The 25,527-nt window shown below is 46.6% G+C and carries 25 protein-coding genes and 4 pseudogenes; 17 read left to right on the plus strand and 12 right to left on the minus strand.

The genetic code is table 11. The annotated features are described in order from the left end of the window. Window positions 1–331 precede the first annotated feature (331 nt). Window positions 332–892 (minus strand): NAD(P)H oxidoreductase, encoded by a 561-nt coding sequence (locus ACIFQN_RS28495; protein WP_429836422.1) that lies wholly within the window; start codon window positions 890–892, stop codon window positions 332–334. 233 nt (window positions 893–1,125) lie between these two features. Here ACIFQN_RS28495 and ACIFQN_RS28500 point away from each other — a divergent pair, with 233 nt between their 5' ends. The 3 genes and pseudogenes from ACIFQN_RS28500 (at window position 1,126) to ACIFQN_RS28510 (ending at window position 3,387) form a co-directional block, all read left to right on the plus strand. Further along, window positions 1,126–1,473 (plus strand): winged helix-turn-helix transcriptional regulator, encoded by a 348-nt coding sequence (locus ACIFQN_RS28500; protein WP_429836447.1) that lies wholly within the window; start codon window positions 1,126–1,128, stop codon window positions 1,471–1,473. A 71-nt stretch (window positions 1,474–1,544) separates the two neighbouring features. After that, window positions 1,545–1,649: pseudogene (locus ACIFQN_RS28505) on the plus strand (DUF2809 domain-containing protein); the annotation flags it as partial. A gap of 649 nt (window positions 1,650–2,298) precedes the next feature. Beyond that, entirely contained in the window at window positions 2,299–3,387 is a 1,089-nt protein-coding gene (locus ACIFQN_RS28510) for a low temperature requirement protein A (RefSeq protein ID WP_429836448.1), read from the plus strand. Window positions 3,388–3,461: 74 nt separating this feature from the next. On the opposite strand, the pseudogene ACIFQN_RS28515 reads toward ACIFQN_RS28510, so the two are convergent. Continuing rightward, window positions 3,462–3,797, minus strand: a pseudogene (locus tag ACIFQN_RS28515) (CobW family GTP-binding protein); the annotation flags it as partial. Between the two features lie 92 nt (window positions 3,798–3,889). Between ACIFQN_RS28515 and mltG the strand changes: the two are divergent. The 4 genes from mltG to ACIFQN_RS28535 all read left to right on the plus strand — a co-directional run bounded on the left by mltG (window position 3,890) and on the right by ACIFQN_RS28535 (window position 8,328). Continuing rightward, window positions 3,890–4,990, plus strand: a complete 1,101-nt coding sequence (mltG, locus tag ACIFQN_RS28520) for an endolytic transglycosylase MltG (RefSeq protein WP_429836423.1) — start codon at window positions 3,890–3,892, stop codon at window positions 4,988–4,990. Window positions 4,991–5,060: 70 nt separating this feature from the next. Continuing rightward, entirely contained in the window at window positions 5,061–5,699 is a 639-nt protein-coding gene (locus ACIFQN_RS28525) for an O-methyltransferase (RefSeq protein ID WP_429836424.1), read from the plus strand. A 50-nt stretch (window positions 5,700–5,749) separates the two neighbouring features. Continuing rightward, a complete protein-coding gene (gene udk / locus ACIFQN_RS28530) occupies window positions 5,750–6,391 on the plus strand; it encodes a uridine kinase (protein WP_429836425.1) in 642 nt (213 codons plus the stop codon). A 107-nt stretch (window positions 6,392–6,498) separates the two neighbouring features. Next, window positions 6,499–8,328: a peptidoglycan D,D-transpeptidase FtsI family protein gene (locus ACIFQN_RS28535; protein WP_429836426.1), complete on the plus strand. Its 1,830-nt coding sequence runs from the start codon at window positions 6,499–6,501 to the stop codon at window positions 8,326–8,328. Here ACIFQN_RS28535 and ACIFQN_RS28540 read toward each other — a convergent pair. Beyond that, window positions 8,240–8,731, minus strand: a complete 492-nt coding sequence (locus ACIFQN_RS28540) for a Mov34/MPN/PAD-1 family protein (protein WP_429836427.1) — start codon at window positions 8,729–8,731, stop codon at window positions 8,240–8,242. The two genes, ACIFQN_RS28535 and ACIFQN_RS28540, sit on opposite strands and share 89 nt — an antisense overlap. Window positions 8,732–8,903: 172 nt before the next feature. Here ACIFQN_RS28540 and ACIFQN_RS28545 point away from each other — a divergent pair, with 172 nt between their 5' ends. Next, window positions 8,904–9,968 carry an HD-GYP domain-containing protein gene (locus tag ACIFQN_RS28545; protein ID WP_429836428.1) on the plus strand — a complete coding sequence of 355 codons (1,065 nt, stop codon included), beginning with the start codon at window positions 8,904–8,906 and terminating at the stop codon, window positions 9,966–9,968. A 203-nt stretch (window positions 9,969–10,171) separates the two neighbouring features. Next, on the plus strand, window positions 10,172–10,738 hold the full coding sequence (locus tag ACIFQN_RS28550; protein WP_429836429.1) for an N-acetyltransferase family protein: 567 nt from the start codon (window positions 10,172–10,174) through the stop codon (window positions 10,736–10,738). 225 nt (window positions 10,739–10,963) lie between these two features. Here the strand turns inward: ACIFQN_RS28550 and ACIFQN_RS28555 are convergent, their stop codons facing one another. Together ACIFQN_RS28555 and ACIFQN_RS28560 are read right to left on the minus strand one after the other, a co-directional pair. After that, window positions 10,964–11,257: an SAV0927 family protein gene (locus ACIFQN_RS28555; protein ID WP_429836430.1), complete on the minus strand. Its 294-nt coding sequence runs from the start codon at window positions 11,255–11,257 to the stop codon at window positions 10,964–10,966. A 44-nt stretch (window positions 11,258–11,301) separates the two neighbouring features. After that, window positions 11,302–12,660, minus strand: coding sequence for an APC family permease (locus ACIFQN_RS28560; protein ID WP_429836432.1), 1,359 nt, complete (start codon window positions 12,658–12,660; stop codon window positions 11,302–11,304). A gap of 420 nt (window positions 12,661–13,080) precedes the next feature. Between ACIFQN_RS28560 and ACIFQN_RS28565 the strand changes: the two genes are divergently transcribed. The 7 genes from ACIFQN_RS28565 to ACIFQN_RS28595 all read left to right on the plus strand — a co-directional run bounded on the left by ACIFQN_RS28565 (window position 13,081) and on the right by ACIFQN_RS28595 (window position 21,906). Next, window positions 13,081–14,361 carry a Glu/Leu/Phe/Val family dehydrogenase gene (locus tag ACIFQN_RS28565; protein WP_429836433.1) on the plus strand — a complete coding sequence of 427 codons (1,281 nt, stop codon included), beginning with the start codon at window positions 13,081–13,083 and terminating at the stop codon, window positions 14,359–14,361. Between the two features lie 589 nt (window positions 14,362–14,950). After that, window positions 14,951–15,895: an agmatinase gene (gene speB, locus ACIFQN_RS28570; protein WP_429836434.1), complete on the plus strand. Its 945-nt coding sequence runs from the start codon at window positions 14,951–14,953 to the stop codon at window positions 15,893–15,895. 158 nt (window positions 15,896–16,053) lie between these two features. Then, a complete protein-coding gene (locus ACIFQN_RS28575) occupies window positions 16,054–17,526 on the plus strand; it encodes an aldehyde dehydrogenase family protein (RefSeq protein WP_429836435.1) in 1,473 nt (490 codons plus the stop codon). A gap of 30 nt (window positions 17,527–17,556) precedes the next feature. Continuing rightward, complete coding sequence (locus ACIFQN_RS28580; protein ID WP_429836437.1) at window positions 17,557–18,945, plus strand: putrescine aminotransferase; 1,389 nt, start codon at window positions 17,557–17,559, stop codon at window positions 18,943–18,945. 110 nt (window positions 18,946–19,055) lie between these two features. Then, window positions 19,056–21,194, plus strand: a complete 2,139-nt coding sequence (locus ACIFQN_RS28585; protein WP_429836438.1) for a sigma 54-interacting transcriptional regulator — start codon at window positions 19,056–19,058, stop codon at window positions 21,192–21,194. Continuing rightward, on the plus strand, window positions 21,178–21,447 hold the full coding sequence (locus ACIFQN_RS28590) for a biotin/lipoyl-containing protein (protein ID WP_429836439.1): 270 nt from the start codon (window positions 21,178–21,180) through the stop codon (window positions 21,445–21,447). Before ACIFQN_RS28585 ends, ACIFQN_RS28590 begins: the two co-directional genes overlap by 17 nt. Window positions 21,448–21,480: 33 nt before the next feature. Beyond that, window positions 21,481–21,906: a hypothetical protein gene (locus tag ACIFQN_RS28595; protein WP_429836440.1), complete on the plus strand. Its 426-nt coding sequence runs from the start codon at window positions 21,481–21,483 to the stop codon at window positions 21,904–21,906. 135 nt (window positions 21,907–22,041) lie between these two features. Here ACIFQN_RS28595 and ACIFQN_RS28600 read toward each other — a convergent pair whose 3' ends face one another. From ACIFQN_RS28600 to ACIFQN_RS28615, 4 genes and pseudogenes are all read right to left on the minus strand, one after another. After that, window positions 22,042–22,242, minus strand: a complete 201-nt coding sequence (locus ACIFQN_RS28600; protein ID WP_429836441.1) for a hypothetical protein — start codon at window positions 22,240–22,242, stop codon at window positions 22,042–22,044. 4 nt (window positions 22,243–22,246) lie between these two features. After that, window positions 22,247–22,765 (minus strand): hypothetical protein, encoded by a 519-nt coding sequence (locus ACIFQN_RS28605; protein ID WP_429836442.1) that lies wholly within the window; start codon window positions 22,763–22,765, stop codon window positions 22,247–22,249. Between the two features lie 51 nt (window positions 22,766–22,816). Then, a complete protein-coding gene (locus ACIFQN_RS28610; protein ID WP_429836443.1) occupies window positions 22,817–23,221 on the minus strand; it encodes a hypothetical protein in 405 nt (134 codons plus the stop codon). 141 nt (window positions 23,222–23,362) lie between these two features. Continuing rightward, window positions 23,363–23,554, minus strand: a pseudogene (locus ACIFQN_RS28615) (GNAT family N-acetyltransferase); the annotation flags it as partial. Window positions 23,555–23,648: 94 nt separating this feature from the next. Here ACIFQN_RS28615 and ACIFQN_RS28620 point away from each other — a divergent pair. Then, window positions 23,649–24,017, plus strand: a pseudogene (locus ACIFQN_RS28620) (sigma-70 family RNA polymerase sigma factor); the annotation flags it as partial. A 347-nt stretch (window positions 24,018–24,364) separates the two neighbouring features. Here ACIFQN_RS28620 and ACIFQN_RS28625 read toward each other — a convergent pair. The 3 genes from ACIFQN_RS28625 to ACIFQN_RS28635 all read right to left on the minus strand — a co-directional run. Further along, entirely contained in the window at window positions 24,365–24,622 is a 258-nt protein-coding gene (locus ACIFQN_RS28625) for a hypothetical protein (protein WP_429836444.1), read from the minus strand. Further along, a complete protein-coding gene (locus ACIFQN_RS28630; RefSeq protein WP_429836445.1) occupies window positions 24,623–25,033 on the minus strand; it encodes a hypothetical protein in 411 nt (136 codons plus the stop codon). Continuing rightward, window positions 24,984–25,527, minus strand: a 544-nt coding sequence (locus ACIFQN_RS28635; protein WP_429836446.1) for a hypothetical protein, incomplete at its 5' end; no start/stop codon positions are given. The genes ACIFQN_RS28630 and ACIFQN_RS28635, both read right to left, overlap by 50 nt.

Here is a 25,527-nt window from a genome sequence, read left to right on the forward strand (position 1 = left end):
TTTCCGCCCCCTTTGTTTTGAACTATTATACCTCAGCGCAGCAGGCTTTCGAAAATAGAAAGGTTATGATTAAGCTACCAGCGAATAGCTTGTCAACATTTCCAGCAGGGCAAGGTTGATCAGCAAAGCGTTCTCGGTTAACAATAGTTTTCTTTTGGATTAATTTAGGGACGTAGAAGCGGCAGATAAGATCGAGCCTTGTGATCGCCAAAATCATACCTGGGGCGGGGCAGCGAAGGGAAGGAGATACCCCACTCCCTCGTACACCTCTATTACCTTCATTGAACACTTTCCAACAAGATCACTTGCCTGATGGGGCAAGGTTTTCTTATCATTCGTACTCGCGTCCAAGCTGATAAGCGCGTTCTAGCAAACTCTCAATATGCTCCTTGGATTCCGAAAGGGTGTCGTATAGTAGCTCAACCCTGGATTCCTTCACTCGGGCGTAGCCAGCAAGCGCTACATTGAGATAGTGCGTCAGCATCTCTTCGCGGTTGTATTTTGACATATGCTCTTGATCCCCGCCGGTCAGGCAGATCCACAGCACTTTTTTCTTACCCATTTTCCCGAACAGCCCCATGTTCCATACTTTGTCCAAGTACCCTTTAAGCATTGAAGGCACGCTGTACTGCCATAATGGGAACACGAAAACAAGCGTGTCCGCCGCAGCAATCCGGTCCATTTCCTTGCGAACCTCGGAAGAGTAGATTTTGTCCGGATTTATCCAATCTTTCTCATCTTCAGCCGTATACACAGGATTGAATCCGTCGCGGTCCAAGTCCAACAGATCTACTTCGTGGTTGTTTTGCTTCAGCCCATCCACAAAACGGTTCATCGCAGCGTACGTAAGAGAATTTTTGCGAGGGTGAGTGACGGTGACAAGAGCTTTCATAGGTTAACGACCTTCCTTTATGACATATTCCCGGCGGTTTCTACGGATAACAGTTCGAAGCGGTAGTCAATGGCCGGTTACAGATGCTATTATGGATGGTAGAAAATTCTCTGTGAAGTACGTACTTAAAAGTACCATAGGTTCTTAAATGTGCCGTAGGTACATTCAGGTTCTGGTTCTGTAGTATCATTTTTATACTGATTATATTACCTTGGGAAGGAAGGAGTGGTGTTATCTTGAAAAAATATCACAATGGTATAGAGGTCACGCTGGAAGTCATCGGGGGAAAATGGAAAAGCATCATCCTATACCATTTGACAACCGGCAAAAAGCGCACCAATGAGCTGAGAAGATTAATTCCCGACATCACACAAAAAGTGCTGACGCAGCAGCTTCGCGAGCTCGAAAAGGATGGCATCATCCACCGGATCGTTTACCATGAAATTCCTCCCAAAGTGGAGTATGAGCTTAGCGAATACGGTTTGAGCTTTAAAACGGTTCTGGAGAGCTTTTGCTTATGGGGAGAAAGGCACTTGGACAAAGTTTATGGAGACAGATCGGCCGTCTTGGAGGAGTGCTGACCGGACGACACCTATGAGCACATTTAACGAGCGTTCCGCGCGGCGATGGAGAGCCAGGGTCGCCTATATTCGCGCTGTGGTGCAGCCTCGCGTTTTGCTTTGCAATCGAGTTCAGCCAATTGAACCAGGCCGGTTGGATTAATCACATCCGGGAGACAAGCCTTGGGGCGTTGGTATGAGGAAAAGGCTTTTTGGCGGATGTCCGAGTTATTCAATCTTTTAGCTGCCGGATGAGTTACAATGCAAGAATGGCTTGCTTAAGCTGGGACATCAAACACGATTACGGCGTCGCGGAACATTGGGTAACCGTCGCCACCGGCCAAACGATCCTGAATCCGATACGGGTCGCTCCCAACGGCTCCGGCTGCGAGGTGGTCTTCACGGCGTTCCAGCAGCCCGGGATGTCCGACGAAAGCTTTGTAACTAAGGAAAAGCACGCTATAGGGATTGAAACACCTTTCTCAGTATCATCAAAGAGGAGCGGGTAACTTCTGGCCGTCTTAATCGAAAGGGTTAGACTAAGGGCTTCCTATTTACACCAAAGCAATGACAAGATCAGGATCAGGTGAAAAATTGCACACACTTCACTAATGATTGAGCCGTCGACCGATCCGGAGTTGAAGATCATGATTTATACCGCTTCAACGGATATGGCTGCGCGTTTGCAAGATTTGCTGAGGAGTCAGAAGCATCCTCCGGTATTTTGCCGAGCGGGGAGTCGTTAGTTACCGTTTATCTCAGTCCTTCCGTGAGTGACCGGGTGCATCAGATCAAAGGAGCAAAACGATGAAAAAACAGGCATCGAGATTTCAACAGGGCACACTAATAGCTGAGAAGAGGGTTACCTGGCTGGAGCTGTTTTACGATCTGCTTTTTGTCGCGGCCGTATCGAAAGCGGGTCATGTCTTGTTACATGTCGAATCCGGAATAGTTCCGATAGAATACTTAACCAAATTCGTTCTCATCTTTGTTCCGATCTGGTGGGCTTGGGTCGGTCAAACTCTCTTTGTTAACCGGTTTGGGCAAGATTTATTCTCGCACCGGCTATTTTTGATTCTGCAATTATTTTTTGTACTCATCATGACGGCCAGCCTATCGGTTCAATTTGATCAATACTATGTTCCATTCTTCATAGGCTACGTTGGTTTAAGGGCCGTTACAGCCATTCAGTATCTTTCGGTACATAAGAAAGAAGAAGCTGATCGAAAAGTCACTGCCCGTTATTTAGGGAGCCGCTTTTGGATTGGACTTTTGGTATCTTCGTTCTCCTTATTTTTTGACTCGTGGATTCGTTATGCCCTTCTTTATGCGGGCATTGCCGTAGACATTTTGTTACCGTTAATCGGCCGGAAATACTTGGTGAAAAGTCCTATCCATACGCCTCATTTATTAGAGCGCTTCTCCCTGTTTACTCTCATTCTTCTTGGTGAATCCGTAATCAGTATAATTGCCGTCCTGCAGTCCGGGGACATGACTTGGCAATCTGTTTTATTCGCTTCCATAACTTTTGTATTAATAATTGCGATATGGTGGCAATACTTCGATAATGTGGAAAAGAAAGTGGACAAGAATATAGAGACGGCCGGGCAGACCATCATATACGGCCATTTGTTTATTTATTTATCCATGTGCATGATTGCTGCTTCAATCCAACTTTTATTTTTGAAACAAGTAAATGATTTATTTATGTTAAGCTTTATTTTTGGATCGGTGCTGGTTTACTTTCTTTCAACCTCGCTGGTCTTCCATAAATACAGACAGGTCAACCAACGATTGAGGTTCTACCATTTAGCGTTATTCTTAGGGTTACTCGGTGTTTTTTTTACGGTGGATTTGTTCTTCTCTCTGCCTAACTACTTGATCGTTGGAGAAGTAACTTTGTTTTTTATTGTTTATGCCAAATTAACGACTTGAGATGCAAAAGTCTGTCCCCGTATCGCCCGAGTGGTTAAGCGTGCCGGATCGATTCATTCCCGTAATGCTTTTGCAATCGGCAGGCAAGAAGGATGTTTCAAAAAAGCAGCCATTTCCTCATTAATAAAGAATGTTTGGGCTACTGGAGCGGGGTCAGCTAGGCCGGTAGTTTCAATCAGTACACGATCAAAATCTACCTTACCCTTTATTTTTGTATCCGTTAAGCCACCGAGAATGCGAATGAAATCTCCCCGAACAGTGCAGTATATACAACCATTATTCATTTCAAATATCTCTTCGTCTGCTCCTAGGACAAGTTGATTGTCAATTCCTACTTCATCAAACTCGTTACCAATAACAGCAATTTTTTGTCCGGATCTTCTGGAAAAACCTGTCGAATTCGTCTTTATTCGGCATAATGTCCTATGCCGTGACAGTAAGAGACACCTCCTGTATAATAGATAAGATGGAGAGAAGAAACCCTAAAGGGAGGATTTCTAGCTTGAAACCAAAGTCACAGATGCCTGATTTCCAGGCTATAGGACCCGTTGTAAGGCGGCGTAGACGAGGTGGACGAGTCCTGTTATGGATCGCTCTGCTTTTCTTGCTGTTCGTCCTGGCTGCTGGGGGAGTAGCGTGGTACGTGTATCAGCAATTACAACCGGTAGCAGGCAGTCCGACGACGAAAAACGTAACGATCCCATCAGGCTCATCCGTGCGGGAAATCGGTCGGCTGCTAGAAGAACAGGTCCTTATACGAAATGCTGACATGTTCAGCTACTATGTGAAGTATAAAGGAGTAGCGCCACAGCTTAAGGCAGGCGAGTACCAGTTTACGACTGGACAAACCATTGATGCCATGCTCGTAGCGATGGCGGAAGGAAATACAGTAGTAAATGCTGAGCGTTTTACCATCCCCGAAGGCTGGAATGTGGAGCAGATTGCGGATCATCTCGCAAAGGAAGGGATCGTAGAGAAAGCGGCATTCTTAAAAGAAGTGAACGAAGGGGATTTTCCAGAGTTTCCTTTTGTAGCTGCGATCCCGAAAACAGCAGATCGAAAATATCGGTTAGAAGGGTATTTATTCCCTGAAACGTATGAAGTCAAAAAAGGTGCTTCTGCAAACGAAGTCGTTTCACGCATGCTGGCTCAATTCCAAAAGGAGTGGAAGCCAGAGTGGAATGATGAGCTGAAAAAGAGAAACCTGACGCAAGATGAAGCAGTCAACCTCGCCTCGATCGTAGAGCGGGAAGTGACAGTGGACAAGGAGCGCCCGATTGTGGCAGGTGTGTATTTCAATCGCATCAAAGATAAGTGGCCATTGCAGGCCGATGCTACCGTCCAGTTTATTTTGGGGAAACAACGGGACCGTTTAACTTACGACGATTTGAAAGTAAAGAGTCCTTACAACACGTATGTGAACCCCGGTCTTCCTCCTGGACCGATTGCCAATCCAGGGAGGTTATCGTTGGAAGCGGTCGTGAATCCAGCCAAGCACGATTTCTTTTTCTATGTGACCAAAAAAGACGGAACATCTGAGCATTATTTTTCGAAAACATTGCAGGAGCACAACGCGAATAACGCAAAAAGCAGGGGAAACTAACCAGGTTTCCTCTGTTTTTTTGCATCAGGTATGCTATAATTATTCGGTTGTAAAGTAGAGGAGTGAAAGCATGATTACCAATCCGGCGATAGATGAATACGTGTCGGGCCTGGTTCCCGAACGTTCCCCGCTGTTGATGCGTTTGGAGCAGGAGGCGGCAGCAGAAAACATTCCCATCGTTGCGCTAGCTTCTGCCCAAGTAATGCGGATGCTGCTCTTGCTTCATCGACCGACGTCCATTCTCGAAGTAGGAACAGCCATTGGCTATTCTACCATCTGGTTGGCGGAGGCTGCCCCTGGTGCGCGGATTGTGACGATGGATATAGACGAGGAACGCCTTGTACGAGCGCGTGCAAACATCAAAGAAGCTGGTTGTGCAGATCGCATTGAAATTTTATCACGGGATGCGACACTGGGACTTCCTGAAACGTATCAGTTTGACTGTTTGTTTATTGATGCAGCCAAAGGCCAGTATCGGAACTTTCTCGATTTATACTTACCTCTCCTGCGTGATGGAGGGTTGGTGATTAGCGATAACATCTTGTTCCGCGGGCTTGTAGCTTCACCTGATGAAGCCGGCAAGCGCCAACGACCAATGGTCGACAAACTGCTTGCTTTCAATACGCATCTTAAGGAACATCCCGATTTGGAGACGACTTTTATTCCGGTAGGCGACGGACTTGCAGTCAGCCTCAAGAAGAGTATATAGGGCATGGTGAATAAACAGTGTTGAGGATTGCCTGAAGGGAGACATGAAGCATGGGTAACCCCGTACTGATAGGGGTAGCAGGAGGCAGTGGTTCCGGAAAGACCACTGTAGCAAAGGAGTTATTTCGCCAGTTCCAAAATGACAGCGTCACCATGATTGAACAGGACTCTTACTACAAGGACCAGAGTCACCTGAGTGCGGATGAGCGCGCGCTGACGAACTATGATCATCCTTTTGCATTTGATAATGATTTGCTGCTTGTCCATCTACAGGAGCTGCTTGCCGGCAGGGCCATCGAAAAGCCAATTTACGATTTCAAGGTTCACAACCGCAAAGAAGAAACCATTCAGGTTGACCCCAAGGATGTCATTATCCTGGAAGGCATGCTAATACTAGAAGACACACGTATTCGCGATCTGATGGACATCAAAGTATTTGTAGACACGGACGCCGACGTACGAATCATTCGCCGAATCGCGCGGGATATCGAAGAACGTGGCCGCTCACTGGATTCTGTAGTGAACCAGTACTTGAATGTAGTGCGACCGATGCATTTGCAGTTTATCGAGCCGACCAAGCGTTATGCCGATGTCATCATTCCCGAAGGTGGTTATAATCGGGTGGCACTTGATCTGTTGTCAACAAAAATAAGCAACATCCTCTTGGAAAAACAACAATTGCCTAAACCTTGATTCATCGATTACACACGCCATTTTCTTGGCGTGTTTTTTGTTTGTGCCCCGTTTCCCTCCTTTGTATTCAGGAAATACTGGATAAAGAAGCGAAGGAGGTGACTCTTATGCAGCTTGAGAAGCGAATCAAACGGCGTCATTTTCTGGTGCTGCTTTCCATGACGTTCATTTGGGTTGGCCTGCTTGCACGCTTGTGGTGGATTCAAATCGGATCGCCCCATCGCTTTTCACGTCGAGGAATAGACCTGGTAAAAAACTCGGTGCAGCAGCGGCAGCAAAGTATTATCCTTCACAGTGGACGTGGCGATATTGTAGATCGCAATGGGTATGCATTCACGGGAGAAGAACATCTGGCATTGATCCTGTTTCCGCTTGCTCGTGGGAGCTTGGAGGGTACTGATGGCCTCGTTCGCCTGTCTGATGTGGTTGGAGTGCCAAAAGAACGGCTGGCAACCATCATGGAAAAAGCAAGGGCGCCGCTGCTCTTGCGAAATGAGGCAGGAGGGCTGATTGTGCTCACAGAACGGCAGTCCGAACAGGTAAATGCGCTCGCGATTCCGGGAATTGTCGCATTGGCGGTTACTGAGCGGTACCGGTCGGATGAAGTGGCTAAACACGTGATTGGTTTCATCCATAAAAATCCACGCATGGTGGAGTCTCTTTATCCAGATGAATGGGCCAGTGGCAAAATGAATGCGGAGAGCACAGTGGGGGCTACTGGTTTGGAGCGGAGTTTTGATCGCTTTTTACAAGGGGTGGAGCCGTCTGCTTTGTCCTATTATGTGGACGGGCAAGGAAAGCCGCTCCGCGGATTGGATATCCGGTATACGAAACAATCGAATGAATATTATCCATTGTCCTTGGCTACCACGCTGGATGTAGAAATCCAGCGAAGAATGGAACGTGTAGCGAATCAGGTTGGATTAATCGAGGGAAGCATCGTTGTGCTGGACGCAAGAAATGGAGACATCGTTTCGAGTGTCAGCCGCCCGGGTTATGATCAAACCAAGGTGAGCAGCAACAATGGCGACTGGAAAAATCGAGTGGTGAAACAGCTGCCCCCTGGTTCCGTATTCAAGACAGTTGTAGCGGCAGCAGCATTGGCAGAGGGTGTGATCTTGCCGACAGATCGCTTTATGTGCACAGGCAATTATGGAAAGTATCATTTTTCATGCTGGAAAAAAGAGGGGCACGGCAGTGTAACGATGGAGGAAGCATATGCGCATTCCTGCAATATTGCATTTGCTGAAATTGCCAAGCGGGTAGGCGGAGAAAAGCTGGAAGAGTACGCCCGCCGATTGGGCTTGTCTGAACAGGTAGGACATGTTACCTCGCATTTGTTTAAGCTCGACGACTTCAAGCAAATAGATGGAGAAGAACGAGGCATAGTATTTGCCGAGGGAGTATCCCGCCGTGATGAAGGAGTTCTGATTCAGACAGCTATCGGTCAGCGGGATGTACGGGTGACCCCTCTGCAAGTGGCTAACCTGATGGTGACAATCTTGCGCGGCTCTTCGCCCACGCAGGTGCGGCTCGTCAGTGAGATTTCGTATCGAAACGGACAATCGTTTTATCGATTTCCGGAGCAAAAGCTTTCTGCATCTGGGATTGATTACGTGACTGCGAGTAAACTGCGAAAGATGATGCAGAAAGTTGTCACGGAAGGCACGGGGCAGACACTTAAGGAAGCCGCGTGGGAAGTTGCAGGAAAGAGCGGGACCGCACAGCTGGGGGGAGAGAATCAGTCAAGCAATCATCTTTGGTTTGCTGGATACGCCCCGGCGGATGATCCTAGGTACGCCATATGTGTAGTCGCCGAAAACCAGCCTAGTTGGGGGAAAAACCAGGCTATGGAGCTTTTCCGTCGCGCTGTCGATGAGCTTGCCGATCAAACAGCTCAATCTTCCCGACCTCTCTCAGGGTATTCCCGAGAATAAAGCCTCTTGCCTGGATCTGATTCTGCTTGCCAAGTCCCACGATCAGCATCAGAGGCGAGGAGGACATGTACATGGATTGGGTGGCTTTCGTCCAAATGGTTCGTTTATCGCCTTTACTGGGAGAAAGCCGTTTGATCGTATGGCTATGCCAATCTCCAATATATTGCCATTGCCGATTCCTGCTTAATTTGCGAACCAGCTTTCGCAAATGACTGTCGTCGAAAAAGATCGAATTGGGCTGGTGGATCGCTTTGGGGCCGGGCTCACTTGCATATGTGACGACCCACGAATCTTCACCGAGCGAATAGCCCATCATCACCCCTCCTGTCTCCAGTGAGGGTTTTTTTCTTACCGCCTGTTCAATCTGTTTCCACGCTTTGGGTGTGATGTAAAGCGTCGTCATGTGAACGGGTGTCCCTCCTTCAAATTGCCACTAGCATTCGCCTTATATCGTATGTATCTGCTTGATGGAAGGTCCCCCCGTGTCAAAAAGTTGGGAAATGACAAAAAGTGATTGTATCCGACATCCTTTCTTTCTATAATTTAGTAAATGACTAGATTGGAAGGTTGATTCTATGCCTCTTGCTCCTGTTGATCACACATTGATCGGGCGCGTTCTTGCAGATGACCTTTATGCAGAGAATGGGATCCTGTTGCTCGGCCAACAGACGACGATTACCGAAGCCCATGTACCCATTTTGCTCAAGCAAAGAATTAGTGAGGTAAATGTGATTCAGGTCCTGTCTGAGGGAACTGGAGAGCAAATTGCGACGCAACTATTTCATTTAGAAGCGAATGACGAAGTAGTCGCAGCGTATGTTAAGGCACTAGATAAAACAAGGCTGTTATTCGACCAAATCAGTCATAATGGAACACCTCAGTTAGAACAATTTTCCGACATATTTTGCGAGGTGGCAGAACAGTCAAAAAAGCAGTTAGGTTTTTTTCGCTCCTTGTATGTATTGGAAGGGGCAGATTGTTATACCTATCGACATTCGCTGAATGTGGGCATACTCTGTTCGCTGATTGCCCGTTTATTAAAATGGGATGAAGACCGCGTAGCCTTTATGGGGACTGCTGGATTTTTACACGATGTGGGAAAGATGCGTGTGCCAAAAGAAATTTTATTGAAACCGGGAAAACTGACGGTGGAAGAATTTTCGATCATGAAAAAGCATACGGAGTATGGCTATGAAATGATTAAGGACATGGAGGGCAGTTCAGAACTGTTGGCCTTGTGTGCACTCCTCCATCATGAACGGCTGGATGGATCCGGCTATCCCGAGCAGCGCAAGGGAGATGAAATCCCGAGGGAATGTCAGGTTTTGGCTGTGGCGGACATGTTTGACGCGATTTGCTCAGACAGGGTATACAAAGGGAGAACATCTCCTTTTGAAGCGGCACAGCTTCTATGGAAGGAAGCATGTGAGGGTACACTCAACATCGAGATTGTCGCGCAGTTTGTCCGTTATATTGCGCTATTGTACGTCGGTGCAAAAGCTCGCCTAAGCAACGGAGAAGAAGTCGAAGTCATCCTGATTCATTCCGATGAACCGATGAGACCGTTGGTACGGCGTAGTGAAGAATTTTTGGATTTGCGTTTCGAGCGAAAGCTCACAATTGAAAAAATGATTGGATAATAGAACAATCAAGCCATTTAACCGCTCTTTGAACTTGAGAGCGGTTCCATTTTTTGAGGATCTGTGAACGATTGCCTAGATCGCTCGACCCTATTTGTTTTTTGTGACACAATAAAGAAGCGCACCCTGTCACAGGATGAAACAAGGGGCGTGTCGCAACGATAACAATTGGTGTGACATGGTAGGGACTAGGAGGAAGTAGCATGATTCGCAAAGCGGAACCGACAGATGCAGCCTTTGCAGCACCGCTGATTTATGATGCGATTGGCGATATCGCACACACCTTGACTGGAGCAACGGGGGCCGATGATGCTATACAAATGATGAGCCAATTTTTTGCTCAGAAAAATAATCGACTCAGTTATGAGAATGCCATAATCGCAATGGATGAAGGTGTACCAGCTGGATTGTTGCTGTGTTATCACGGCAGCCAGACAGAAGTATTGGACCGACCGTTTATTGAGCATGTGGAGCGTCTGACAGGGAAGACTCCTGTTCTCGTGAAAGAGGCCAAAGACGACGAATTCTATCTTGACACGGTCGTCGTTCGAAGTGACTGCCGAGGCAAGGGAATTGGGAAGATTTTGCTAGAGGCATTCGAAAAAGAAGGCGAGCGCCGTGGGTATGACTGTGTATCCTTGCTTGTGGATGAAGAGAACAATCGCGCTCGTCATCTCTACGAAGCCATCGGTTATCGTCAAGACGGGACGATTATGCTCAGTGGGCATATGTTTAACCATATGCTGAAAAAACTGTCTGTATTGGTGTAAGAGAAAACGTTTCCTGGGACGAGCTTCAACGCTCTCTATCGGGAAGCGTTTTTTCTATGTGAGAAAATGTCCGACTATTCTCCCGTGGTGTTGCTGTCCAAGATCGTTTATGAAACGGCAGATCGTTAAATCCAATACAAAACGAAAACGACCACCGTGTTCCGGAAGTAAAAAAGCTGATGCTTCGTGTACCTAGGCATCAGCTTCTTTTTTTTCTGATTTACATCAGTCAAGGTCATCATGCTTAAACAGAGAGGAGAGCGCTTTGGTCAGAAAATGGGAGACAATTCCAACATCCTCCGGTCGGATATCCAGCGAGTGAATCCAGCTTTGGTCGTGTGAAATGTCATCGGAGGAGATCAGGGCTGCTCGCATATTTTGTAGCGATACCACAATATTTTTACCATCAAAATGCTGGGAGTAAAAGAATGCGAGGTCATAACGATTGTTCTCGGTAGCAAAAGTGACAAATCGAGAGAGCAGATTTTCTGATTGATCGTACAGGTAGTCAAATTTCATGGTTTGGTTCACTCCTGAATGAAAGTGTAGTATGGCTTGGCTGGTTAAATGGCTTCCTCAAATTCAATGACAGGCGGCTTTTTTCTGAAGAAGTTGGTGGACACCAAGAGATAGCCAATCCCAGCCAGTGTCCAGATGAGCCCGAGTGTCAGCGCATGACTATCCAGATTGAACCAGAGAAAGACGACGAAGCTAGATCCAATCAACGGGGAGATCAAATAATGAAAGGTATCTGCTAGAGAACGCCTCTTTTTGCGAATATAGTAATGGGCGATCACAGAGGCATTGACTGCGGTGAAGGCGGTCAATGCACCGAAATTGATAAAGGCAAGCGCTGTCTCCAAATCAAGGAAAAGGGCGGCTAGCGAAACTGCTCCGACAAAAAAAACGTTGCGGGCAGGAATTCCTCTAGTAGGATGCAACCGGCCAAATAGTTTCTTCGGCAAAACGTTTTCCCTGCCCATTGCGTACAGCAAGCGAGAAGCGCTCGTATGGGAGGCAATCCCGGATGCGAGGGCGGCTGTGATACTTCCTGCCAAGAAGATGGCGTAGAACAGATCTTGTCCAAGGATCAAGGACATCTCCGGAGAAGGCGATTCCGGATTATGAAATAAATCGATCGTAGGAAAGGCAAGCTGCGTGAAATAGGAAGTGGTGATAAAAATAACGCCACCAATCAACGCCACCAGGAAAATGCCGCGCGGAATGGTTTTCATTGGATCTACTGCTTCTTCCGTATACGTGGTTACGGCATCAAATCCAAGAAACGAGAAACATAGTATCGCCGCTCCGGTAAGCAGAGTGGGGAACGAGATCTCTTCCCCGTAGAACGGCCTGACGGTAAAGGGAGCCCCGCCGCTCGATGCTGCGGTGATGTGGGAAATGCTTAAACAAACGAATATCGTTACGACAATTACCTGGAAAAGGACCAGGAGTGTGTTGAAATTAGCTGTTGACTGAATACCGCGAAAATTGATTAGGGTAGTGATGGCTGCCAGCAAAATGCCAAGAATCCATGGAGGAACCATGGGGAAGGCAGCGGACAGATAGATCTTTCCCAGCAGCACATTAATGACAGGCAGGAAGACATAGTCCAAAAGAGAAACCCAACCGACCAGAAAGCCTAGATGGGGATTGATTGATTGACGGGTATAGGAGTAGGCAGAGCCCGCAACCGGGAATTCTCTGACCATCTTTCCGTAGCTGGATGCAGTAAAAAGCATCGCCGTCAGAGCTAGGATATAAGCAGTAGGGACATGACCCCCGGTTTCCTGAGTGACGATTCCATAGGTATCAAAAACGGTAAGGGGAGTTAGATACCCCAGTCCCAATACGATGACTTGCCATAGTTTCAGACTTCTTTTCATTGCGGGCATGTGCGTATGTTCCAGGCTTTTTTGCATGACCAATCCCCTTTGCTGTAGAAGATGAAAGCGTTTTTAGTTTCGTTATTTATAAATAAACCATTATCTCATAATCGTGCGACTCCCCCCGCAGCATGGCGGTGGCTCCCTCTGTTTGCCACTCTTTCCTTCATGATTCAGCCTCCCTTTCTTCTGATGTACGTGATGCGTATACTTGCATCTGCAGCTACTAGCAATTGATGTGCCAAGGTGGAGTAATCCTGATTGTTAGGGGTTTTCCCAGACGGAATCAGATGGCTTGAAGATTCCTGTTAATTCAAAAATACATACTTTACCCATTTTTGAATAATGGAAATAGATGCATTTGACTGACTACGGTGAAATCCGGTTGCTTGGCATACGAATTGCTACTATCTCCAGGATGCAGCATCAAAATAAAGGGTCATGAGGTGTTAAACAATGTCGGTGCAAGTAAAAGAAATCATCCAGCTTCAAGAAGAGGTAAGCAATCCGCTCCATGAATTCCAGCATCATTTGCGTGAGGTATGCGAGCTTCTCCGTTATTCAGAGGCGGTATATGAACTCTTAAAGGAGCCGCTCCGGTTTTTGACGGTGCGAATTCCTGTACGGATGGATGATGGGACTACGAAGGTGTTTACCGGCTATCGCGCTCAACATAACGATGCAGTAGGACCCACCAAGGGTGGCATTCGCTTTCATCCCGAGGTAACCGGAGACGAAGTGAAAGCACTTGCAGGCTGGATGAGCCTAAAATGCGGCATTGCTGACTTGCCGTATGGCGGGGGAAAAGGCGGTGTCATCTGCGATCCGCGTCAGATGAGTACAGCCGAGCTGGAGCGCCTTAGCCGTGGATATGTGCGGGCTGTGAGTCAAATAGTTGGGCCGACTAAGGATATTCCGGCCCCGGATGTGTTTACCAACCCGCAAATTATAGCCTGGATGATGGACGAGTACAGTGAAATCAGGGAATTCGAGTCCCCGGGCTTCATCACAGGCAAGCCCTTGGTACTGGGGGGATCCGTTGGACGTGAAACGGCTACGTCAAAAGGTCTCTATCATATATACAACCTGATAACCCAGATGAAGGGGATTCCAACGCAGGATGCACGAGTGATTATCCAGGGATTTGGGAACGTCGGTAGTTACCTGGCGAAATTCTTGTATGAGCAGGGCGTGAAAATTGTCGGGATTGGCGATGCGAACGGGGCCATTTACGACGCAGGCGGATTGGACGTCCCAAGCTTGCTCGAGCGCAGAGATTCATTCGGAGCGGTCACGCAGCTATTTACAAACAAGATCAGTAACCAGGAGCTTCTGGAGCAGCCGTGTGACATTCTGATTCCGGCGGCATTGGGCGGACAGCTTACGAAAGAAAACGCACCGCGCCTGCAGTGCAAAATCGTTATCGAAGCAGCGAATGGACCTACTACGGCAGAGGCGGAGCGTATCCTGCAGGAGCGCGGGATTATCGTCGTTCCTGACATTTTGGCCAATTCTGGCGGAGTGATCGTTTCCTATTTTGAATGGGTGCAGAACAATCAGGGATTTTACTGGGACGAGGCGACAGTCGACAAGATGCTTCAGGAGAAAACGGAGAGAAGCTTCCGCAAGGCTTATGAGACCTCGCTTCAATACAAGGTAAACATGCGCACGGCTGTATATATGGTAGCGGTAAGGCGGCTGGCGGAAGCGGCACGGGTGCGAGGCTGGGTGGATTGAACCATCCGGCGACAAGAACATGCGATAAAGTAGAGTCGCAATGCCATGGCTGAGTGAAACATGTGAGGAGTGCTGTTCATGGGACAGCACTCTTTTTTCTGGCTCGTCTAAGTCGCGTTTCCTATTTGGTTCTACTTTATGCAAAAATGCATAAATTATGAAATTTTGCATAAAAAATGTTCCTTTTCAATCCGTTGTCCCAAAAGAATGCTGGCATGATTTATGCTTAAATAATCAGCGAACAAAAAAACGCTTACATGCGGGAAGAAAGGAAACAAGGAGTGGTCACGTATGATGCGAAACAAGCTGTTCCTCATCGCTGTCCTGCTGTCTATGATCTTAGTTCCAGCACAAGGTCAATCAGCGGAAATGACCTTGCAGCAGGAAGAAACAGCGTTGGATCGGAACTAGACAATAATTGTTTATCCCTCTCGTCTTGAAGGGAAATTTCCTAATTGCGGCAAAGCGATTGCCGTATACCGGATGCAATGATAGATAGAGGTAGTGGATTTCGCCATTGCCAACAGTCCAACGCTGTAGAAGAAATGACCTACATCAAATCCAAACTACAAACGGAGGACGCAATACCATGCAATATCCACTTTCACCAGACGTAAAACCAGAGTTTTGCACGACAGGTACATTCATGCGCTTGCCATCCGCGAGAGAGAATGCCAAGGTAGCGATTCTTGGACAGCCATTTGATACTGCAGCTTCTTTTCGCGTAGGCGCACGATTTGCACCGCAAGCCATTCGTCAGGCTTCCATGACGTTATTCCCTTATCATCCGACGCATAAAGTGTATCCGTTTGATGATACCAATGCGATCGACATCGGGGACGTTTCAGTCATTCCGCACAATATTCATCGCAGCTACGAATTGATGGAAGAGGCAATGCTCGATCTGATGAAAAAAGGCATCGTGCCGATTGGTTTAGGTGGAGACCACTCGATTACATTGGCTTCGCTGCGTGCAGCCAAAAAAGTATATGGACAAGTAGCCTTGATCCAGTTTGATTCCCATACGGATACGTGGGATACCTATTACGAGGAGAAATATTGGCACGGATCACCATTTATCCGGGCTCATGAAGAAGGGCTGCTGCAGCCGGACAAAGTATTCCAGATCGGGATTCGAGGGACACTGAACCACCCCGGAGATCTGGAAGCAAGCGATGAACTGGGGTACAACGTAATCACGACACAAGAGCTGCGAAACCGTGGTTTTGAAGATGTGATCAAACAAATCAAAACGCAGATCGGGGACACTCCTTGCTTTCTGACCTTTGACATTGATTTTGTCGATCCTGCTTTTGCACCCGGAACAGGCACACTCGAAGTGGGGGGCTTTACTAGCCATGAAGCACTGCAGATGATCCGCTCCCTGACAGGGCTGAACTACATCGGATTTGATTTGGTGGAGGTACTTCCTCCATATGATCCGGCGCAGATCACGTCGCTTTTGGCTGCCACGCTGATTCACGACTTTGCCGCATTGGTTGCCCTGCAGCAGAGCAAGGAAGAAAAAAAGTAATGCTTTAGTCATTTTTGCATAATTTATGATTTTTTGAATAGATCATTCGTGCAGAAATCCGGAATGGCTCAATAAATGCGTGTGGTCCCTGATTGGCACGATAGTTGCTTTAAGAAGTAGACGTGAATGCAAACAGTGGAAGGGAGATGATTCGTTGCATGATAAACCTGAAGATGTACATCAATGGGGAGTGGGTTGATGCACAAAGCAAAAAGACCCGTGAGATCGTGAATCCCGCGAATGGAAAAGTGATTGCGCTCTCGGCGGAAGGGGATGTAGACGACGCCCGTCACGCCATTCAAATCGCCCGCGAAGCATTTGACAGCGGGATCTGGTCAGATATCCCGGCAGCAGAGAGAGCCCGCTATCTCTTGGCCATTGCCGATAAGCTTGAAGAGCGTGCAGATGAAATCGGCAGATTGGAAACATTGGACAACGGAAAACCGCTCCGGGAAACGGCCTTTGATGTGGCAGATGCGGCGGCATGCTTCCGCTATTATGCAGGATTAGTTAACAAGCCAGATGGGCAAACCTACCACGTGGCTGATCCCGTGCAAGCCATGGTAGTACGTGAACCAGTTGGTGTATGCGGACTGATCGTGCCGTGGAACTATCCTTTGTTGATGGGCGTGTGGAAGATTGCTCCTGCACTTGCAGCCGGAAACACGATTGTATTCAAACCTTCGGAGGTAACGCCGGTTACCGCCCAAAAGCTGTTTGAGATCATCGAGGAAGTAGGCATTCCTAAAGGCGTAGCCAACATGGTCCTGGGAGCTGGCGCAACGGTAGGAAACGAACTGGCTGAAAGCCACCTCGTAGACAAAATCTCGTTTACAGGGGGTACGGCAACAGGACGCAGCATCATGAAGGCAGCAACAGGCAATATCAAAAAGATATCACTAGAGCTCGGTGGTAAATCACCTAATATCGTTTTTGCAGATGCTGACTTCGAAACGGCTGTTGACTACGCACTATTCGGAATTTTCTCCAATCAAGGTCAGGTCTGCTCAGCTGGTTCTCGCCTGCTCATTGAGGATAGCATCCATGACCGTTTCGTTGAAAGACTAGTGGAGCGGGCCAAAAAAATTCGCGTTGGCGCTGGTGACGATCCTGCCACAGAAATGGGACCAGTCGTAAGTGCCGCTCATATGGAAAAAGTCTTGCACTACATCGAGCTTGGGAAATCTGAGGGAGCCCGTCTCCTATGTGGTGGAAACCGGATTACAGCGAACGGTCTTGAAAAAGGCTACTTCGTGGAGCCGACCATTTTCACTGATACACATCCGTCCATGAAGATTGTTCAGGAAGAAATTTTTGGACCTGTACTGGTTATCCAGCGTTTCAAGGACGAAGCAGACGCCATCCGGATTGCCAACGATACCGTATACGGACTGGCAGGCGGTGTTTTCACCCAGGACGGCGCCAAGGCGATGCGCGTCATCAAGAAATTGCGTGCCGGCATTACGTGGATCAACTGTTATCATCCGACGTACAATGAAGCTCCATGGGGCGGATACAAGCAAAGCGGTATTGGTCGCGGCTTGGGTACGTATGGCTTCGATGAGTATACCGAAGTAAAGCAAATCAACATCAACCTGCAAGTGCAGCCAACCGGCTGGTTTGAAAACTAATCACTCTTTTCCGATCAGGAGGACTACAAGATGAGCAAAACAGTGGAGAGCCAACAAGTGAACAAACAGGTGAAAGAACAATATCAAGAGGTATATGCCTATACCCAGCAAGTACTCGATTTGATTGCCAAAAACGATATTACCAAGGACGAAGCAGCTTGGGTTACGCGCCAGACGGTTGAAAACTTCCGTGACCACGTCAATCCAGGGTTTCTCGGATACCGCAAGTCCGTAACCAAAGACGGTCAGTTTGCGGCCGTTGAATGGAAGGATGCAGGTCCGAACTCCTTTATGGATGTAAACGGAAAGGTATACATTGACTGCCTCGGCGGCTTCGGGATTTACAACGTAGGTCACCGCCATCCCAAGGTAGTGGAAGCGGTTATCAACCAGCTTAACCGTCAACCGCTGCACAGCCAAGACCTTCTCGACCCGCTGCGTGCGATGCTTGCCAAAATTTTGGCTGACGTAACACCGGGGGACCTGAAATACGCGTATTTTGCGAACAGCGGTACGGAAACAGTGGAAGCGGCAATCAAGCTGGCCAAAATGCATACTGGACGCACGACCTTTATCGCAACGACCAAAGCGTTTCACGGCAAGAGCCTCGGTGCTCTGTCCGCGACTGCCAAAGGGGTGTTCCGCAAACCATTTTTGCCGATGATCCCAGGCTTCCGCCACGTGCATTTCGGCGATATCGACATGCTGCGCAAAACATTTGAAGCTTGCGCGCTCGTCGGCGAAGAGATTGCCGGCGTCATTCTGGAGCCAATCCAAGGGGAGGGCGGCGTTAATCTGCCACCGGATGGATACCTGAAAGAGGTTCGTGAGCTGTGCGATCAATACGGAGCTCTCCTGATTCTGGACGAAGTGCAAACAGGGATGGGACGTACAGGAAAAATGTTCTGCTGCGAGCATTATGATGTCACACCGGATATTTTGTGCCTTGCAAAAGCGTTTGGCGGCGGCATCATGCCTGCTGGGGCTGTAGTAGCCACAGAGGAAGTCTTCAAAAGCTTCTTCCCTAATCCGTTCGTACAGACCACCACGTTCGGAGGAAATCCGTTGGCATGCGCGGCTGCTATTGCGACCTTTAACGTGCTGATCGAGGAAAATCTGTTGGATCGTTGCGTGGAAATGGGCGAGTACATGCTGAAAGGACTGCGCCAAGCGGCTGCGGCTCACAGCGACAAAGTCCAGGAAGTGCGCGGAAAAGGCTTGTTGATTGGCGTAGAGTTCCATAATGATGAAATCGGCTATGAGGTATCCAAAGGGTTGTTCGATAATGGGGTCCTGGTCGCCGGTACCCTGATCAATGCGAAAACGATCCGTATCGAACCACCACTCACCATTACCTATGAAGAGGCTGATCAAGTGATCGAGACATTCAAAAAAGTGCTGCCCCTCGTAAAAATATAAGTAAGAATGAGCGAAGAAGACTGCCCACCCCAGTCTTCTTTTGCCCTTTCTTCTCCATGGGAGCCCCGAGTATAATAGTAAACACAAGCCAAGCATTATTGGGAGGACCTATGGTTTCAAAATGGTTCATTAAAAAAGTGTACGCCGTATCGTTTGAATCTTCAGCGAATGAAGTGTGGGACATCATGTCACGGTTCAACGAACGTTATGTGTTTGTAACCGATCCCGAGAGCGAAGAAAATCTTGTTGCCTATATACGAAACACGGATTTGATCCCGTTTCAAAGCGATGCGGAATGGATGAGAAAAACGGTTCGCGAGCTTCCCTTGCATACGAATCTCGCTTTCTTTCAACAGGAAGTGGACATGCTCGACTTTTTCAAAGTGTTTGGGGAAGAAGTCGTCGTCATACGTAATCGAGAGGGTAGACACGAAGGCTATTTGCATCGCGAGGATATTTTGCATTATCTCTTGACCAATCAATCTGCCCATACGGACTGGATTCGCTCCCTGCTCAACTCAATTCCCATGGGCATCATTATTGCCGATCTAGAAGGGCGAATTGAGAATTTCAGTTCCGAAGCACTGAGGATGGTTCGGGTTACCCCAGAGGAGTTGCGGCAGCAGCGGGTAGGGGAGCTATTGGATCCAGATGTTTTTCTCAAAGTTGTAGAGCACGGCGAAACGGTCTTAAACTATATCATTGTCAATGACCGAATCGGCGTATTGGCCGATTTTTGTCCTATTCGTAACCAGCAAGGAGCTATCACAGGAGCCACCATCGTTCTACAGGATTTGCCTTTCATTGAGAAAATGGCGATGGAGATGGAATACGTCAAAAATCTCAACACCGATCTTCAGGGAATCCTCTCCTCCATTTACGATGAAATTCTTGTTTTAGATGAAAAAGGCATTCTGCTGCGTTATAGCGGAAATCTGATAAAAGACTTCTGGGAGATTAACAAGGAACAATTGATCGGCCTGAACCTGATGGAGCTTGAGCATGAGGGATTGTTTTTCTCCTCTATCGTCAGAATGGTCATAGAGCGGAAACGAAAAGTATCCGTTACGCAGGAAAGCCGATCAGGCAAGAATGTGCTCGCAGTAGGCAATCCGATCTTTGACGATAACGGGAAGCTGGAGCGGATCGTCATTGCGCTGCGTGATATCACCGAGACCGTAATGCTCAAGGAAGAGCTGCTCCAGGTGAAAAAGATATCCGAAAAATACAAGAAAGAACTGGAACATCTGCGTGATCAGCAGCAATATTCCAAAAACCGGCAATTGATCTATGCTAGCGAGCCGATGGAAAAAGTAATGAAATATATCCATAAGATCGCGAAGACCTCCTCGACTGTACTGCTAACCGGGGAATCTGGTGTAGGTAAAGAAGTGTTTGCCCGCACGATTTATGAGCTCGGTCCTCGCTACAACAATCCATTCGTCAAAGTGAATTGTGGGGCGATCCCGGAAACACTCTTGGAAAGTGAATTGTTCGGTTATGAAAAAGGAGCCTTTACCGGGGCAAACGCTAACGGGAAGCCGGGTTATTTTCGAATGGCTCACAAAGGTGTTCTGTTTCTGGACGAGATCGGAGAGATGCCGCTCAATCTCCAGGTAAAGCTGCTGCGGGTTTTGCAAGAGAGGGAAATCATCCCGATAGGCGGATCTGAGGTAGTGGAGGTTGACGTGCAGATTATCGCCGCAACAAACAAGAATCTCGAAAAAATGGTAGAGGAAGGTACGTTTCGCGAAGACCTCTACTATCGGCTAAACGTCATTCCAGTCGTGATTCCTCCCCTGCGGGACCGCCCAGAGGATATTCCGCTGATCAGCTTGCACTTTCTGCAAACCTTTAATGATAAATACGATCGGTCCACCCAATTGTCCCAAGATGCCCTCGACCTGTTGGAATCATACTCCTGGCCAGGCAATGTACGCGAATTGCAAAATATTATTGAGCGAATGGTAGTCACGGCCGATGAAGATCTCATTGAAGCTCACCATATCACCCCTCTATTGAAAAAAAGGAAGAAACAGTTTCTGAAGCAGAATATGACCAAGATCATGCCACTAAAAGAAGCGACGAGAGCGATAGAGGAGCAGCTGATCAAAATGGCCATGGACGAATTCAAGACGACTTCCATGGCAGCCAAAGTACTGGGAGTAAGTCAGTCTACCATCAGCAGGAAGTATCAGGAAATTCAAGAGAAGATAAGTCGAGGTGAGCAGATTGGGTTTAAAGTATGACGTCATTTCACCATTCGTTGGCACAATTGAACGGATTTTATTTCGTTCGGGCGATCGGGTTCAAGAAGGAGAATCACTTTTCACTCTCGTTGACGGCAGAAAAAGCATAGACATTTTCTCACCTGTCACCGGCTACGTGGATGCGGTTGAAGTTGAAAAAGGAGATCATGTCATAGAAGGTATGATTTTGGCATCAATTGTTTTGAGTAATGATGAGACAAACACCATAGAAGGACAGGCAGTTTTATCGTAGGTGCCAAAGAACTGATTGAAAAGGATGCGGGAAATGACACAATTGCTTGGATTAGGAAATCCTCCCCGTTGGCTGGAGGAAGAGTACTTCGCCAAAAAGAAGCGGACGTTCCACTTAGGGAAAGAAGCCATCGATCACTTATATCAAAATGGCGAAAGAGTGTCTTACCGAAATATTGAGTCCAGATCGAAAGAATTAGATCCAAAAAGAAAAGGAATCCATGCAAATTCAGTTAAAGCAAATGAGGAACTATACCAGTACTACCTAAAGTTTGCTAGTTTCAAGAAGGCTGCCAACAATCACGCTGGACCAACCTCAAGTCCTATTTCAAACAAAAATGGAGCAGAAGAGCGTGATTGGAATGAAAGGAGAGAAAGATATTCACGCCTATCGAAAAGTGAATTGGTCGATCGTTTACTGGAAGCAGAGCTGTACATCTCTGAACGAAAAAACGGATAAATGCTAGCTGAGATTCAGAAAGGCGATGGCAGGGTATAGCGCCCGCTTCGAGCGTCATCAGCCTTGCCAAGCAAGGAGGGCCCTATTCAGTGAACCATGGTTGAGTGAATAGGCCCCTTTTTGTTGCGTTTACAGCTAGGACTTGGGATCATTTCTCTCTCTTTCTAATGCTTCAATGCGTTTTTCCAAGTCACGAATCCTCGTCTGCTTTTCGTTATACCGGCTTCTGACGATACCGAGGCAACCAGCAACTAGAAGGACGGGAAACAAGAGAAAGACAAACAGTTGAAATACAATCGTTTTCCATTCGATAGAGACCGCTCCAAAATCCAGCATTTCGTTATGATTCTCCTTTTCGATGCGCTTCTTTTAGCAATGAACCATCGTCCCAGTCACGCGAAATTTTCCACGTCCCATCTTCTTGCACAATATCCATTTGACCTGCGATGAGTATGTCTTTGGAGGAGTCATCGTCCTCGTAGGTGACAGTGACCGTCATCGTGTAGTGAAAGGTCAGTTTTTCCAACTGATTGGGCTCACTCTTGATGGACATCGACATGCTCTTCACCGAGATTTTGGCGCGCTCTTCAGAGGCCACATAAAGAGGAAGCGTATGCTCGCGGTTGGCAAGAAGAACTTGATAAGCTTTTTCCGTATAGTACGGTTTCAATGCTTCGGCGCGCTTTGTCCAAGTGTCGAAGTCATCGTAATCATGATATTCTTGTACATCAAAATGCATTTTCTTGACGGAGGTTGCCATCCGAATCGCTTCATGAATCATCTCTTCCTCTGATGGACCATTGCTGCATCCCAGGAGGAGTGTGATCATAAGGATGAAAGGCATGCAAAAGGTTTTCATAAACCATCCTCCTGATGATTATTTTACCAAATATTTACTTGTGGGAATAGACTAATTGTTCGATAACGTGATAGCATGCCGTGTGACAGGGACCTTAAACAATACAAAATGGTTTGACCATGTTTCTGATGTGATAACTATCTTTTCATCGCCTTGTTCAAAAAAGTAGCCTGAGCCTTCCTGATGTAAAAACGACCATCCATCCTTTTTCATCCCTGACACAAGTCTGTCAATTTCTTTGCCTTGGTCTGCTATCGTTCCATACCAAACAACTTCCTCATCGAAGGCCAATTTATTCATCTGTTCATCTGACTGCTTGAGCAGCAAAATGACTGTCTGTTTGGAAAGGGATTGGAAAGGTAAATCAGCATAAAAAAAGGAGGGGGGGTCGTTAAAAATAAAGATTCCTATCAAAAGAACAAGACTGCTTCCAATTAGCACAGATCTCCTAATCATCTATGGTTCTCCTGTTAATAATGGCTTATTAACCAAATATTACCATAGTTAATGGTTAATTGGACATACCTTTCTTGCATATTGTGTATAAATGGAATAAAAAAATAATATTCCATGCATATTATTCTCGAATACGAGATTTTAGATTTTTGTGATGGGCTCAGTATCGCTGTCACTACTATCAAGGATAAAAATAAATTCTTCCACTTCTTCACTGCGAAATGCTGAAAACCCCTTGTCCTCACCGGTAATTTGAAAACCACACTTTTGTAAGACGCGAATGGACCCAGCGTTGTCTTTGGCAGTACGTGCATAGAGGGGGCGCGTTTTTACAGAATCTCCGCTGTTTTTCAAGCGTACATGCACGCGTAGGCATTTGCCCACATAAGCATAGGAGTAAGCTAATCCAGACGTGGAGGTGGCAGCCATGTCCAGCATCATTGCGGCGCTTTCCCTGGTTTTTAAAGAACTCCTGATGTTTGTGGCTTATGTCAAAAACAACGCATTTCCGCAACCGCTTCCTGACACGGAAGAAGAAAAGTTCCTCAGACTAATGGCCAAAGGCGATCCTTATGCGCGGAACAAGCTGATTGAGCACAATTTGCGGCTGGTCGCACACATCGTGAAGAAATTCGAAAACACTGGTGAAGACAGTGAAGATTTGATCTCCATCGGTACGATCGGTCTGATCAAAGCGATCGAGAGCTACCAGGTGGAAAAAGGCACCAAGCTGGCTACGTATGCGGCTCGTTGTATTGAGAATGAGATATTAATGTCAAAAGGTGTGCTTAAACGAAAAGGGACTACACCACAGTGTTGTCCCTTTTTTTATGTTTCTGTTGACATTTTCAATTTTTCTACCTCAGAGCTGAACGAATTACAGTTAGATAGGAGGCTTGATAAGCACATCTCAATATACTTAGGGTCTTTTACTGTAAAGTCACTTGAGAGAAGGCGACTCTATACGCAATAAAACCAGCAATTAATGTGCCGAGAAGGCTTGAGATAGATGTCAGAAAAATATCTGCTGGTTTGTCGAATAACTTAGGAAAAGAAAAAATTAGTAACAAAAAGGCAACATAACACCCTAATGAAAAACCTAATGAGTAACAGGCTAGTAAATCGTTCTTTCTAGCTTTCATTTTACTCTCCATTTAGAACAGCCAATATGTTATTTCTTAAATTTTCGGCTGCTTCAATTAGTTTTCCTTTTGTTGAATCACTTGCTGACAAGACAAGTGATAAATCAACAGAAGCTTCTTGCTCCCCTTCATCAGGTGTAACGTTAGTTCGATTTATTTGTGTTTCAGTGTCATTTAAGGATGAGGGGGAGCGAGGCTTTAAACTATCAGGCAACCCGGTAAGCACTTGGTAAGTTGAGTTGGGATCATTCCGTTCCAATCACTTCTTTTCAGGCGGAATGCCAACACCGTCCTTAATATCAAAATACACTTTTATAAATGGAAGTATATTTTCTTTGGAATAAGTTCGCCCACAGTCTTCACATATTACTCGATTATCCAGATACTCATCCATGTCATTTAGAAAGATCCGGCTACTGTGACATGTGGGGCTCAAACAATCCACAAATGGTAGAACATCCAGAATACCTTCCTTACCAGAGTAATACATCAAGAAACGGACACTCTGCTCCACGGAAATATCATTTTCTAGAGCAAATTGATAAGGGCTTAAGTAGTCTTTTTTATGATTACGTCTAAGAAAATCGTCAAATCGATCAAGTAGAGATATGGAAAACTCTTTACTCAGTTCGTTTTCCGAATAGATTGTCTGCAATTTTTTGTAATACAAATTCCTCCCTCTCCTTTCGATTGATTCTCATTTTATAGTAATAATCTAAAACGAAGCAGTCGCTCTTTGATTCAATACGGACTTGTACGAAACTCTCTTTACCCTCTTTAGGTAAGTACCAAAAAAAACCGCATTCTTGCATTTTTCCTGCTTTATGAATGAGCTCTTTTAGATTCCAGTATACTTTCGCTCCATAGATTGCTGATTTGTCATCTTTCCTCGATGATGCTCTTATGTTCTTTCCTTCTCTAAACATAAAACTAAATACCCATCCATGCTCGAAAAGCGTATTTTCAAAACTCTTTGAGATGTCCTGGAAAATTACTGATTTTACTTGCTTAACATAATCCTCTTCTATGTCAGCAACTTTCATGGTTTTAAGAAACTTTCTAATTTCTTCGTCAGTGCTAGAATCAGCAACCTGGTTTAGTATTTCTTCTGCTTCGTTGGTTAATTCCTTAAACAATGAATAAATGGTACGTTCAGGAACGTGG

Source organism: Brevibacillus sp. NRS-1366, assembly GCF_050467985.1.

Excerpts from the sequence above, each read along its gene's own strand:
- ACIFQN_RS28495 (WP_429836422.1), bottom strand. The coding sequence starts at position 892 with ATGAAAGCTCTTGTCACCGTCACTCACCCTCGCAAAAATTCTCTTACG.
- ACIFQN_RS28525 (WP_429836424.1), top strand. The coding sequence starts at position 5,061 with ATGATTACCAATCCGGCGATAGATGAATACGTGTCGGGCCTGGTTCCC.
- udk (WP_429836425.1), top strand. The coding sequence starts at position 5,750 with ATGGGTAACCCCGTACTGATAGGGGTAGCAGGAGGCAGTGGTTCCGGA.
- ACIFQN_RS28535 (WP_429836426.1), top strand. The coding sequence starts at position 6,499 with ATGCAGCTTGAGAAGCGAATCAAACGGCGTCATTTTCTGGTGCTGCTT.
- ACIFQN_RS28540 (WP_429836427.1), bottom strand. The coding sequence starts at position 8,731 with ATGACGACGCTTTACATCACACCCAAAGCGTGGAAACAGATTGAACAG.
- ACIFQN_RS28545 (WP_429836428.1), top strand. The coding sequence starts at position 8,904 with ATGCCTCTTGCTCCTGTTGATCACACATTGATCGGGCGCGTTCTTGCA.
- ACIFQN_RS28550 (WP_429836429.1), top strand. The coding sequence starts at position 10,172 with ATGATTCGCAAAGCGGAACCGACAGATGCAGCCTTTGCAGCACCGCTG.
- ACIFQN_RS28555 (WP_429836430.1), bottom strand. The coding sequence starts at position 11,257 with ATGAAATTTGACTACCTGTACGATCAATCAGAAAATCTGCTCTCTCGA.
- ACIFQN_RS28560 (WP_429836432.1), bottom strand. The coding sequence starts at position 12,660 with ATGCAAAAAAGCCTGGAACATACGCACATGCCCGCAATGAAAAGAAGT.
- ACIFQN_RS28565 (WP_429836433.1), top strand. The coding sequence starts at position 13,081 with ATGTCGGTGCAAGTAAAAGAAATCATCCAGCTTCAAGAAGAGGTAAGC.
- speB (WP_429836434.1), top strand. The coding sequence starts at position 14,951 with ATGCAATATCCACTTTCACCAGACGTAAAACCAGAGTTTTGCACGACA.
- ACIFQN_RS28575 (WP_429836435.1), top strand. The coding sequence starts at position 16,054 with ATGATAAACCTGAAGATGTACATCAATGGGGAGTGGGTTGATGCACAA.
- ACIFQN_RS28580 (WP_429836437.1), top strand. The coding sequence starts at position 17,557 with ATGAGCAAAACAGTGGAGAGCCAACAAGTGAACAAACAGGTGAAAGAA.
- ACIFQN_RS28585 (WP_429836438.1), top strand. The coding sequence starts at position 19,056 with ATGGTTTCAAAATGGTTCATTAAAAAAGTGTACGCCGTATCGTTTGAA.
- ACIFQN_RS28595 (WP_429836440.1), top strand. The coding sequence starts at position 21,481 with ATGACACAATTGCTTGGATTAGGAAATCCTCCCCGTTGGCTGGAGGAA.
- ACIFQN_RS28600 (WP_429836441.1), bottom strand. The coding sequence starts at position 22,242 with ATGCTGGATTTTGGAGCGGTCTCTATCGAATGGAAAACGATTGTATTT.
- ACIFQN_RS28605 (WP_429836442.1), bottom strand. The coding sequence starts at position 22,765 with ATGAAAACCTTTTGCATGCCTTTCATCCTTATGATCACACTCCTCCTG.
- ACIFQN_RS28610 (WP_429836443.1), bottom strand. The coding sequence starts at position 23,221 with ATGATTAGGAGATCTGTGCTAATTGGAAGCAGTCTTGTTCTTTTGATA.